14 protein-coding genes and 1 pseudogene are annotated in these 12,183 nt (G+C 43.2%); 13 read left to right on the top strand and 2 right to left on the bottom strand.

All coding sequences use genetic code 11. The annotated features are described in order from the left end of the window. The first annotated feature begins 42 nt into the window (after positions 1-42). From PGRAN_RS12545 to PGRAN_RS12525, 5 genes are all read left to right on the top strand, one after another. Positions 43-372 (top strand): PadR family transcriptional regulator, encoded by a 330-nt coding sequence (locus tag PGRAN_RS12545; RefSeq protein ID WP_036067525.1) that lies wholly within the window; start codon positions 43-45, stop codon positions 370-372. After that, a complete protein-coding gene (locus PGRAN_RS12540; protein WP_036067495.1) occupies positions 372-791 on the top strand; it encodes a permease prefix domain 1-containing protein in 420 nt (139 codons plus the stop codon). Before PGRAN_RS12545 ends, PGRAN_RS12540 begins: the two co-directional genes overlap by 1 nt. A gap of 204 nt (positions 792-995) precedes the next feature. Next, positions 996-1,253, top strand: coding sequence for a hypothetical protein (locus PGRAN_RS12535; protein ID WP_036067493.1), 258 nt, complete (start codon positions 996-998; stop codon positions 1,251-1,253). Positions 1,254-1,288: 35 nt separating this feature from the next. Further along, a complete protein-coding gene (locus tag PGRAN_RS12530; protein WP_036067491.1) occupies positions 1,289-1,576 on the top strand; it encodes an Ig-like domain-containing protein in 288 nt (95 codons plus the stop codon). 24 nt (positions 1,577-1,600) lie between these two features. Continuing rightward, positions 1,601-1,960: a hypothetical protein gene (locus tag PGRAN_RS12525; protein ID WP_036067490.1), complete on the top strand. Its 360-nt coding sequence runs from the start codon at positions 1,601-1,603 to the stop codon at positions 1,958-1,960. Positions 1,961-2,014: 54 nt separating this feature from the next. On the opposite strand, the gene tatC is transcribed toward PGRAN_RS12525, so the two are convergent. Beyond that, positions 2,015-2,743, bottom strand: coding sequence for a twin-arginine translocase subunit TatC (gene tatC / locus PGRAN_RS12520; RefSeq protein WP_036067488.1), 729 nt, complete (start codon positions 2,741-2,743; stop codon positions 2,015-2,017). Next, a complete protein-coding gene (locus PGRAN_RS12515) occupies positions 2,740-2,937 on the bottom strand; it encodes a twin-arginine translocase TatA/TatE family subunit (RefSeq protein ID WP_036067486.1) in 198 nt (65 codons plus the stop codon). The genes tatC and PGRAN_RS12515 overlap by 4 nt, the downstream gene beginning before the upstream one ends. Before the next feature lie 192 nt (positions 2,938-3,129). On the opposite strand from PGRAN_RS12515, the gene PGRAN_RS12510 reads away from it, so the two are divergent. The 8 genes and pseudogenes from PGRAN_RS12510 to PGRAN_RS12480 form a co-directional block, all read left to right on the top strand. Beyond that, positions 3,130-4,563 (top strand): FTR1 family iron permease, encoded by a 1,434-nt coding sequence (locus PGRAN_RS12510; protein WP_036067523.1) that lies wholly within the window; start codon positions 3,130-3,132, stop codon positions 4,561-4,563. A gap of 12 nt (positions 4,564-4,575) precedes the next feature. Next, positions 4,576-5,745 (top strand): iron uptake system protein EfeO, encoded by a 1,170-nt coding sequence (gene efeO / locus PGRAN_RS12505; protein ID WP_051998633.1) that lies wholly within the window; start codon positions 4,576-4,578, stop codon positions 5,743-5,745. A 22-nt stretch (positions 5,746-5,767) separates the two neighbouring features. Next, a pseudogene (gene efeB, locus PGRAN_RS12500) lies at positions 5,768-7,026 on the top strand (iron uptake transporter deferrochelatase/peroxidase subunit). 101 nt (positions 7,027-7,127) lie between these two features. Then, complete coding sequence (locus PGRAN_RS12495; RefSeq protein ID WP_077914682.1) at positions 7,128-8,729, top strand: glycosyltransferase; 1,602 nt, start codon at positions 7,128-7,130, stop codon at positions 8,727-8,729. 326 nt (positions 8,730-9,055) lie between these two features. Further along, a complete protein-coding gene (locus PGRAN_RS12490; RefSeq protein ID WP_036067484.1) occupies positions 9,056-10,309 on the top strand; it encodes an AcpB/EbpR/MafR family transcriptional regulator in 1,254 nt (417 codons plus the stop codon). Further along, on the top strand, positions 10,290-10,508 hold the full coding sequence (locus tag PGRAN_RS16645; RefSeq protein WP_149024060.1) for a hypothetical protein: 219 nt from the start codon (positions 10,290-10,292) through the stop codon (positions 10,506-10,508). Before PGRAN_RS12490 ends, PGRAN_RS16645 begins: the two co-directional genes overlap by 20 nt. 378 nt (positions 10,509-10,886) lie before the next feature. Next, positions 10,887-11,414, top strand: a complete 528-nt coding sequence (locus tag PGRAN_RS12485; RefSeq protein ID WP_036067483.1) for a hypothetical protein — start codon at positions 10,887-10,889, stop codon at positions 11,412-11,414. After that, positions 11,404-12,183: toxin Cry1Ac domain D-VI-related protein (locus tag PGRAN_RS12480; RefSeq protein WP_036067481.1), on the top strand; the 780-nt coding region annotated here is incomplete at its 3' end. The genes PGRAN_RS12485 and PGRAN_RS12480, both read left to right, overlap by 11 nt.

Below are 12,183 nucleotides of genomic sequence, written 5' to 3'. Positions count from 1 at the left end.
GAGATTATAATTCTATCTGGTAGAGTAATTTGAGGGGTGATTTTGATTCGTAGTGATATTTTAAGAGGGCATGTGGACTCGATTATTTTGCGAATTTTGTCGGATGGGGATTCTTATGGTTATGAAATCTCGAAGCAAATTAGTGAACGGACGGGTGATCGCTTTCAAATTAAAGAGGCGACGCTGTATGCGGTATTTCAGCGGTTGGAGAAGAAGCAGTTGATTGAGTCATATTTCGGGGAACGCTCGCATGGTGGGAAGCGAAAATATTATATGATTACGAGTCTCGGCCGTGCTTATCTGAGTGAGATGGCTCGGGAATGGCGAGAGATAAAGGGTATTATGAACCTTTTTTTGGAGGAGATTGATTAGTGAATAGGATAACAGAATTTGTGGAGAAGCTATTTGAGAATGTTCCGGAAAGCGAGCAGGCAGCGCAGGTCAAGGAAGAGATTACGTATAATTTAGCGGAAAAAGTGGCGGACTTGATGGAGGAAGGTAAGTCAGAAGAGGACGCGGTGAACAAGGCGATTATTGAGTTTGGTGATATCGATGAGATTATCACGGAACTTGAAGTGGCTAAGCCGAATACGAAGAAACAGCGGGAACTAGCGAAAGTGAACTTAGGATTTTCGATATGGGGATCGGCGTTGTTGATTATTTTGTTTGTTGTCGTGAATGTGATGTATTCACCAGACGTTTTATGGTGTATTTTCCCGATTTTCGCAGTGCTTTGGTGGCCGCTTGCGATGTTTTATTTTTGGTATCGGCGTAAGGCTGAGGATAAATAGGCTGAAGAAAGTCGATGTACTTTTCTTTCGATATGGGTAGTTAGCCCATTTGGGAAAAAGAGAGTAGCTATCGGCTTTCTTATTTTTATATCCGCAAAAAAGGAAGCGTTATCTAACAAGGGATTAGCTAATTAAAATTGTTAATTTATCTACATATTAAATGGGATTACAAGTATCAAATAGAATAAAAAGGAGGTTATGAAAATGGAGAAAAGAATATTTAAAATATCACTCATAATTGGAATGACGGTTGCGTCGTTAGAAGGGACGCTGTGGTTAGCACCTGAAACACCTCAAGCTAAAGCGACTGAGAACACAATACAACCCAGCCAGAGCTTATTTACACTCATGAAAACGGACGAGCTGTATGTTCACATCACATCACCATTAAAGGCATGGAAGGAATCTATCTCCGGTCGCGCTATACCAGGAACGAAAATTGAATTATTTATTGATGGCTAATTAATGACGACAAAGTATGCAGGAAATGATGGGAAGTGGAACGTGGATTGTTAAAAGAAGGGCAAAAAATACAAATCAGAGCTACTTTAGGTGTGGAAATGATAGAGACACAAACGTATACGGTAGGAATGGGAGCGCCTATATTTATTAATGACTTAAATAATAATAGTACGAAGGTGACTGGATTGGGAAGTGCGGGAGCCAAAGTTAGTATTAGAACGAGCAGCGGAAGTGAGCTTGGGTCAGCTACAATCCCTACAGGTGGTTTTTTTGAAGTTACGATTCCAAAACAGCCAAAAGGCAGTAAACTGTTTATCAGTTAAGCGAGGAATGGGAAAGAAAGTGAAGTGACTGAGGTAGAGATTGGCGAGGCTAAAGATATATTAGCACCAATAATAACATCAGGTCTTTATAAAGGGAGTACAAAAATATCGGGGAAAGCTACACCGAAAGCAACCGTTTTTGTGAGTGTTTTTCATAAAAACGAAGGGGATGGCGCAGGAACTGTAGTAAATGTACGTGTTGATGATGGCGGGAGCTGGGAAACGGGTGTTCTGGCGCTAAAAGTGGGTGATACAGTGAGAACTTCATCTAGTTTAGGTGGAGTAGATGCCCTTCAAAGCGTGGGCAGTCATTTTGTGGTAAAGGCAACAAATGCGAGTGGCACAAAAATTACGAAAACGAAAGGTACGGTTTTACCAAAGTAGCCTAGAGTTAGACAAAAAAACAACTTGAAAATCTGGATTTAGCGGTCCACTTTTTCAGGTTGTTTTTGCGTGCATTTTTTGATATGTAAGGCTGGAGATGATGATGCTGCACTCGTAAAGGAGGATGAGCGGTAGCGTCACGAGCAGGTGGGAGAGTAGTTCTGGTGGTGTGATGAGGCCAGCGATGACGAGCAGGATGAAGTAAGCGTATTTACGAAAGCGACGCATGATGATTGGATTGACGAGTGATAGGCGTGTTAGAAATGCGATGAGCAGTGGCATCTGGAAGAGTGCACCGAATGGCAGTATTGTTTGGAGCATGAACTGGAAGTAGGTTGTTAAGCCGATTGTGTTTTGGACGCCGAGTTGTTCGCCGAATTCGAGCATGAATGTGAGAACGAATGGGAAAACGACGAAATAGGAGAAGGCGACGCCAATCAGAAACAGGAGGCAGATAACTGGGATGTAGCGCAATGTGGCTCGCTGTTCGTGTCGGTAAAGGCCGGGTTTGATGAACGCCCAGAGTTGGTATAATGCAAATGGTGCGATGAGAGTGAGGGCGATCACAAACGCGAATTGCATGTAGATCGAGAAGGCATCGGTAACTTTGAAAACGTTCATGGTGATCGTGACGGGCATCTTGTCTTTTTGTAGGAACAGGATGAGTGGTTTGGCCACAAGCATCCCAACAATGAAGGCGGTAAAAAAGGCGATGAACACGAAAATAAGCCTTGCGAGTAATTCTTGCAAATGCTTGGTGAGTGCCATTGGACGGTCAGTCATTTAGTTAGTTCCTTTTCTTCTTTTGGTTCTTCGATCGGTGTTTCTTTGTGTTCATCCATCATGCCTTTGGTTGCGTTCTTGAATTCGCGCAACGTATCTCCAGCTGCTCGGCCGAGTTCTGGTAATTTTTTTGGCCCGAAAATAACGAGGGCGGCGCCGACAATAAGTACGATACTTGCTGGTCCTAGTGCCATTTCTATGTACCTCCTTTTAATCTGATTTTTTCTCAAATGGGATTGATTATCATTATCAATTGATTGTACGTCTGATTAGAGCTGTTGTCAATTGTTTTCTATTTTGGATTGACTTTTTTTGGGATGTAGTTATATGATAATGATAATCATTTTCAATTGAGAGGGGATGAGCTCTTGAAATCGCGAGTTTGGATGGCTTTGCTGCTTTGTTTTGGTGTGCTACTTTTTCCAAGTGATGCTAGTGCAGCGGGAAAGCCGGATGTTTCGGTGCCGGAGAAGGCTGTGACAAAAACGCTTACGGCGCTTGAAAAATCGGATTTTGTACAGGCAAAAGAGGCTTTTCGGGATGGGAAGTTGTGGTGGACGCGGAGTAAGCAGGATGTGAAAGGGAAGTCTTATGATTTGGCGCAACAGATGGATCGGCAGGTGGCGGTAATCACGCTCGCGATTTTGAATGGGGAGGCGAAAGCTGGGACGGAAGGTTTGCATACGCTGGATGGGCTACTTCGGGATTATCGGGACGGGACGTATACGGACAACGATGGGAAGACGAAGATTACGCTTGCGAGTTATATTAAGAAGCTGGGCGAGACGCGTGAATTCGTGAAAAATGAGGACTGGGGTGCGGCGGATCAGCAAGTGCAGGATTTGCAGAAGCAGTGGCTTTCGGTGGAAGGCGATGTGGTCAGCCAGTCGCAAGTCGCGTACGATAACATGGAGCGCGATTTGATGTTGCTCGCGGCTTATGTGCAAGATCCTACAAATCAGGCGCGCACGGCAGACGTTCTGGATGGCATGGAGGATACGCTAAAACCGTTTGCGAACGTTACATATACTTGGTTTGATGCGGCACTGATACCATTTCGTGAGGGCTTAGAGGCGCTTTTGATTGTGGCGACGCTACTGACATTTGCGAAGCGCGCAAAAACGCCGAACGCTAGGCGCTGGATTGTCGGTGGCACGGTGGTTGGGCTATTGACGAGCCTTGTTCTCGGTCTGATCGTAGCGATTTGGCTATCGACGCTTGCTTTTGGAAATAATAGTACGCTGATTAATGGATGGACTGGCGTGATTGCAAGCTTGATGATGCTTTATGTGAGTTATTGGCTACATAGTAACTCGGACATGGCAAAATGGAATAATTACATGGCATCGAAAAGTGATGAAGCGATCTCGAATGGAAAAATGATTTCGTTCGCTATTTTGGCATTTTTGGCGATTTTAAGAGAAGGATTGGAAACGGTGATTTTTTTGATCGGTATGGTTGGGCGGATGTCGACAACGGAATTGGTCACGGGAATTCTAGTTGGGCTGGGCGTTCTGCTTGTGATTGCGGTCGTGATGTTGAAATTTAGCGTGCACATACCGCTGAAACCGTTTTTCATGATTTCTGCTGCGATCGTGTTTTATCTGTGCTTTAAATTTATGGGGTCGGGGATTCATAGTTTGCAACTGGCAGGCGTGATTCCAGCGACGGTGCAGGATTATTTGCCATCGATTCCAGCGCTCAGCATTTATCCATCGTGGTACAGTATTTTGCCGCAGCTGATTTTTGTGGTGGTGGCACTGTTTATTTTAGTAAGATCAGGTTTAAAAAAACGGGCTATGAAACAGTTGGCCGAGTAAGGGAGTAAGTGGATGAAAAAATTAGGTATGTTGTTTATGTCGGTATTCGCGGTGACAGTAGTGCTTGCGGCGTGTAATTCGGACGCGGCGAGTGATGATAGTGTGAAAACGGACGCGAAAAAGGAGCAGACGGAGAGTAAACAAGCAACGGCTGTGAAAAAAGAGGTGAAACAGATGCAGGATGAGTTGGCGACCGTAGAGAAGAATATTACGGCGAAAAATGACGCGGACTTGAAGGCGAGCGCGGCGGCGATGCATAAACATTGGTTGGCTTTTGAGAACAATGTGCGTGATTTGTACCCGATTCAGTATACGGATGTGGAGAAGTTTGAGACGCCGATTTTCTATATGTCGAAGCGTGATAAATTGGATTATGCGGAACTGGCAACGAATGCGGCTGGTTTGAAGACGTCGCTTGATGCTGTTGGGAACGCGAAGGAAACGAAGGCGAAGACATCGGAAGTATTGGACAAAGCGGTGGATAATTATTCGAAATATGTGGTGGAACAAACGGGTGCTTTTGTAGCGGATACGAAAATCTTTACGGATGCTGTGAAGACTGGAGATATGGCGAAGGCGAAGGAATATTACTCGAAGTCGCGTGTTTATTATGAGCGTATTGAGCCGATTGCGGAGAGTTTTGGGGATTTAGATCCGAAGATTGACGCGCGTGTTAATGATGTGGAAGATGGGGCGGACTGGACTGGTTTCCATAGAATTGAGAAGGCGATGTGGGCGGATAATACGCTTACTGGGATGGATAAATATGCAGATCAGTTGAGGACGGATAGCTTGGCATTGCAGAAGGAAGTTGGCAAGTTGAAATTGGAGCCTAAACCGATGGTGGCGGGCGCGATGGAACTTTTGAATGAAGCGGCAACCACGAAGATTACGGGGGAAGAGGAAGCTTATTCGCATACGGATTTAGTGGATTTGGCGGCGAATGTGGAGGGTTCGAAGGTCGTTTATCAAGCGATTATTCCAGCGCTGAACGCAAATGATAAGAATTTGACGCAACAAATTGATGACGCGTTTGTGAAGATGGAGGATACGCTTGCGAAGTATAATACGGACGGGAATTATGTGTCGTATGAGAAGCTGACGCCGGAGCAGATTCGTGAGATTAGTAATCAGTTGAGTCATTTGTCGGAGTTGATGGCACAGACGGGGAAAATCTTTTAATAAACGGAGCTGAAAAAGTCAGATGAAGAATAAAACGGATAGCCAAAAGGATCTTTCGAAAAAGGACGGAATGACGCGACGAGAAATGTTGAAAATGTCGGCTGTGGCTGGGACGGGAATCGCGATCGGGGCGACTGGTCTTGGCGGTATTTTGAGCGTGGTGGATCAGGTCGATAAGGTGTTTGACAAGGAGACGGCGCAGGCTGATGAGGGCGTGCCGTTTTATGGGAAGACGCAGGCTGGGATTATTACGGAGCAGCAGACGTATTGCTATTTGGCGAGCTTTGATCTGGAGACGGAGAGCAAGGCGGATGTGATTGCGCTTTTTAAAAAGTGGACGAAGTTTGCTGACTTGACGGCGAGTGGTGGTGCGCTTAGTGATGCGGATAATGACATGTTACCGCCGAGTGATACGGGTGAAGCGGACGGTCTTGGTACGGGAAATCTGACGGTGACAATTGGATATGGCGCGAGCTTCTTTATGAAAAATGGACGGGATCGTTTTGGCGTGAATGCGAAGCGTCCGAAACATTTAGTGACTGTGCCGCACATGGCGCATGATAGTTTGGATGCGGCGTATAGTGATGGGGATCTTTGCATGCAGGTTTGTGCGGATGATCAGCAGGTCGCGTTCCATGGAGTCAGGAATTTCATCCGGTTAGCGACGGGAGTGGCGACGGTGCGCTGGTTGGAGGAAGGCTTCATTCGCTCTCCAGAAGGGGAGACACCACGCAATCTGTTTGGTTTTAAGGACGGAACGGCGAATGTCGACCATGCTTCGAAACAAGGTTTTGCAGATGTTGTTTGGGCGGCGGCGGATGAGCCAGCGTGGATGAAGAACGGTTCGTATCTTGGCTACCGCAAAATTCAGATGCTACTCGAGGTTTGGGATCGCTCGTCGCTGATGGATCAGGAAGACACGTTCGGGCGTCACAAGCATTCTGGCGCGCCTTATGGGAAGAAAAAGGAGCACGATAAGGTGAATCCGGCAAAGTTGCCTACCGATGCCACGTACGCTTGGCGAAGGACACGAAGCAACAGATGCACCGCCGTGCTTATTCTTATACTTCTGGTGTAGACGCGAAAACAGGTCGTCTCGAAGCAGGTTTGCTATTCATCTGTTTCACGCAGAATCCAGAAACGCAGTACTTACCAATGCTTCACGTGATGGGAAAAATGGACAAGCTAAACGAATATACGATCCCGATTGGCAATGCGTTATTTGCCTGTCAGGGCGGGATTCAAGCAGGAGAATATTTTGGACAATCACTACTACAATAATAGGTCTTGAAAAGGGGAGTTAGTTTTGCGACTAGTTGCCCTTTTCGTTTGGAAAAAAACAGAACGGGAATATTTTAAGAAATGTGAGGAGGCGGATTCAGATGGGAGAGCGTTATTTGAAATACTATTCCCAAGAACCGATTCGAAAAAATAGCGTCGTCATTGTGTCGGATCGTGAGGTTTTTATAAATGATATAATGGGGCATCCGGCTTTTGCAGATACATCACTAGAGCCTGTGAGCGATAGAGCTTTGGCAAGCGCGGCGTACGTTGTGTCTGAGCGCGCGATGCCAAATTATTTTATCAAAAAGGACGAGCAAACGTATATTCATTTTTATCAAGGTGAGGTTTTAGAGCCTTTATTAGTGCGGAGTTTGCTTCACGCGGATTATATTGTGACAGATGAGATGCTACCGCTTAATTTGCGAGAAGTTATGTCAGGAGTGGTGATTTCGACGAAAGAATGGACGGGTAATTTATTGTCGCCGAAACAAGCTAACAATGCGAAAAAGACGATTTTAATGTATTGCGGTGGTTTTAAGAATAATGGGATTACGACGTCGGCGATTAATTTGCTGCATAATTTGGATTATGAACGCTACCGTGTCATTGTGATCGATACGGAGAGGCTGCACGATGACTGTAAACGGAATTTTGAAAAATTGGATCCACATGTTTTGCGGCTAACAGTTGTTGGCGGGATGTTGCGAACTGCGGATGAGAGCAAAGCGGAAGAACGACTTTTCACGGCAAGCCACGAATTATATATCGAGTTTGGTCCCGATGGTTTTTTAGAAGAGGAGGTGAAACAGTTATATGAGCGCGAATTACGTCGTATTTTAGGGCAAACAAAGATTGATATTGCGATTGATTTCGATGGTTATTTTAAGTACTGGACCTTGTTGCTTGCGACATCTGGCGCAGAACGCAAATTGATTTATCAGCATAACGAGATGATGCAGGAGTACCGTAAAAAATTAGGCGTGGACTACAAACATCGCGTGGATTTAAATGTGATTTTCCTGTTGTATAATTATTTTGATAAAATCGTTTCGGTGGCGGAGCATACGCGGGATTTGAACGAAGCGAAATTACGGCATTTAGTAGAGAATAGCGCAGAAAAAATGGTTTTTGTGCATAATTCGCTGGATTATGAGGGGGTGCTTGCAGCGTCAGAGGAGCAGATGGACGTCCAATTGGATGAGGGCGCGTTTTATTTTTTGACGATAGGGCGACTTTCTCCTGAAAAGAACCAAAAGCAATTGATGGCAGCGTTCGCGGACGTTGTCAAAAAGCGAGATGACGCGCGGCTACTGGTGATTGGAAATGGGGAGCTGAAAGAAGAATTAGCCGAGGAAATCGTAACATTAGGCTTGGAGAAACACGTGGTACTTCTCGGGCAGGTTGTCAATCCATTCCCGATTTTAAAATATTGTGATGCATTCATTTTACCATCTAACCACGAGGGGCAGCCGATGGTTCTACTAGAAGCACTTATCTTGCAAAAAGCGATTGTGGCGACAGATATTCCGGGCTCGCGTAGCATTTTGGAGGATGGCTATGGCTTATTGATCCCAAATGGAGTGGCGAGTTTGGCTGAGGAAATGTTACGCGTTATGGATGAGGGCACGCCAAATAAGCGATTTGATTACGTGGCATACAACAAGCGTGCGATGGAGATGTTTTATGGGATGTTGGAATGAAAGATGAACTGGAAGAGAGTTAAGAATATGTAGCAAATGAATCAATTGTTGGGATCGGACACCATGGTACGAGTTAGGAAATCTGAAGCTTGGATCTTTTTTATCTGCATAAATGTTAAACTGTTTGATAATTTTGGGTGAAATGAGCGACAATGATTTATAGATCAAGTGGTATTAGATAACATACTGTTTGGTCTGTTTTTTTTTTTAATTGTATTGGGGTATGAATAAAACAAAGATAGAGGTTTTACTAGGTAATCTTTTGACATCAAGATAATAATCTGATACATTTATTCTCGCGAAGAATGCATGAGGAGGGGTAGTTAATGAAAAGTGTTGTTTCAGCATCTGCGTATCGGCGATTGGTACTATTAAATATTTTATTTTTATCAGAAGAACCGTTAGCTAAGCGTGAACTAGCGGAGTTAGCAGGGTGTTCTTTAAATACGATGAAGGCGGATATTGAGGTCATAAATTCCATATTCCCCGAGCAAATTGGGCATATTTATGATAAGGATAAGAAATATGTATTGGTAACAGCACCAAGTGTGAATTTTGATTATTTAACAGCGTATATGATAGCAACCAGCGACCTTTTTACATTAAGTTTATCGATTTTTAAGGATGAGAAGTTGACGCCGGCGGAATGGACGGCAAGAACGTACATCGGGATGACAAGTTTTTATAATAAACTGAAAGAAGCAGATACTTTTCTTGCCAATAGTCGATTGATTTTGGATAATTCACCGCTTCAAATATTGGGAAATGAGATGAATATTCGGTTTTATTTTTTCCACCTATTTAGTAAAAGTTATCCACACAGTGGTTGGGTTATTGAAGATTTTGATTATGAAAGCATGGACCGATTTATTCGGAAATTGGAGGATCATTTGGATATTTCTTTCTCGCTGACGGCACGCGTCGATTATGCGATTGCCATTGGTGTATCATTGACCCGAATTAAGCAAGGTTATTTGGCCGATTTGACCGATGAGAGGGATTATATGGAGGATTTGGAGAGTTATTATGATGCGACACATCTTGATTTTGGTGATTTGGAAAAAGACTTAGGTCAACCACTAAGTAAGGTAGAGCGCCATTTGATTTTGTTACTCTGTTCATTGGGCTCCTTTTCTTATACAGATCATTCGAGAATTGATTTTCGGATGGCATACCATAAAAAATATCGGAATGAGCGCTATCAATTAGGAAATGAACTTTCAGATATTATTCGTAGTCGTGTGAAGGACCCTGACCAAGTAACCGTGGTGACACTGGACTATTTAACACACTTTACGTTTGTAGAAAAAAAGCATTTAATTATGGATGTGGACCATTTTACGCAACAAAAATTACCAAAAACAGTAGACATGGATCGGATACTAGCAGTGCTTGCTAAATACGAGAGGCATCCAGGCTACACATATATTAGGAATAATAAAGATGTTATTGCTTCCTATATTCATGATTTGTATACCTTTGTATTGCTAAATGAAGAGGAAGGACATAGATTACATGTGCGGGTAGTTGCAAAAAACGGCTATTTTTGGGAAGTTTTTTTTGAAATCCCAAATTCGTAAATATTACTCTGAGGATAAAATTGTTTTTTGTGAGGACTTCAAGAATGAGCGTCCAGAACCTGAGTGTGATCTGATATTTAGTGATTATCCGATAACGACTGCTGGGGATACGGATGTATTGGTTTGCCATATGCCACCATCGAGGCGTGATTTCTTACAGTTACGGGAATTTGTCCATAGCAAGAAACGAAAAGGTTAGCATCAATTAAAATACGATACTACTCGGATTTTTTAGAGTAGGTATCGTATTTTTATTTTGATATATTTGGGAATTTGACGAAATATGTCATTTTTTTGTAATAGCAACTTGTGGTGGACGAAATTTGTTAGTATAAGAGTAAGCCAACGGAGCTTACGGTAAGGAGGTGTAGTAACAATGCACGTAGATAAGTGCGGCCTTGGTAGCATAAAGCATTAGGAAATAGCAGTACTACTACTTAAATTACAGGGGACGCTGGAAGGTGGATTATTACGTAAGAGCAGAAGCTCAACATGAATAGAAGCATATTGTCGCAATAGAAAGTATATTATATTAAAAAAACAAATTTTTGCAAATTTAAAAGGAAGTAGTGTGATTATGATGAAAATGAAAAAAATAATGGGTGTATTGGCATTAACAAGTATCTTGGGTAGTAGTGTGACGGGACCGCTAAATGTGCTTTTGGCAGAGGCGTTTGCAAGTCAGAAAGGAGTGAATAGTGGTTATGTCGTACCAAATCCGAATTTGTACACGGCAACAGGCAAACGTATAGATGCAGGAAATGGCTATTTTACATTAGAAGGGAAGAAAATGCAACACGGAGATCATGTGACAAATGACGAGGGTGAGAAGGGGCTTGTTGGTGGGAGCTCTTTGTTTCTTGAAGATAGACCTAACTTATTTTTCTACTCGGATAGCAGTGATATGACAGTTAGTCACTACCGAGTAGGTGTTGAAGATGAGCAGGAGAATGTATTATCAACAGAGCTTAAGACGGTACCAGGGAAGGAATATGTTCTTACGTTTGACTTATATACAAGGATTGGTTCAGTAGCAGCATCAGATTTTGGTGATTCTTTAACAAAAATGGGAATTACAGATAAAAATAAATGTTGTGATAGATGAAGTATCCAAAACAGTAGCTAATGATAAAATAGGGGATACGACAGATTCTAATATAACAATTACATTTACTGCAACAGATGATATTTCTAAACTATTTGTTAGTCTGGCTTCACCAGATGCTACAGTAGCTGATAAGGCACAAACGTTAGTCAGTGCTAAGAACATTAATGTTGTGAAGACTGATGCACAAGTTCAAAAAGATTATGATGATGAAATGGCGCGCCAAGTAGCCGCGGAGGAGGCACTAGTAGCAGTTTTTGCAGATAACGATGTGGAAACTGGTATGCTGAAACCTGACACAGACCAAAATGTATTAGACGATGTTCAAATATTGATTGATGCCCTAGAGGACGAGGACAAGAAAGCAGAGCTACAAGCAGATTTGGATACAGCGCAAGATTTATTGAACGATAAATTAGCGGCAGAACAAGCAGAAAAAGAGCGTCAGGAAGCAGCGGAAGGTGCGTTGAAGGATCTATTTAAAGATGAAGATGTGGCGTCAGGAGCGTTAAAACCAGACGTGGATCAAGGAACATTAGATAACGTACAAGATTTAATCGACGCGATCACAGATGAAGACAAGAAAGCAGAGCTACAAGCAGATTTGGATACAGCGCAAGATTTATTGAACGATAAATTAGCGGCAGAACAAGCAGAAAAAGAGCGTCAGGAAGCAGCGGAAGGTGCGTTGAAGGATCTATTTAAAGATGAAGATGTGGCGTCAGGAGCGTTAAAACCAGACGTGGATCAAGGAACATTAGATAACGTA

Origin of the sequence: Listeria grandensis FSL F6-0971 (assembly GCF_000525835.1) — a bacterium.
Lineage (GTDB): Bacteria > Bacillota > Bacilli > Lactobacillales > Listeriaceae > Listeria_A > Listeria_A grandensis.
This window is presented reverse-complemented; position numbering and strand designations above follow the sequence as displayed.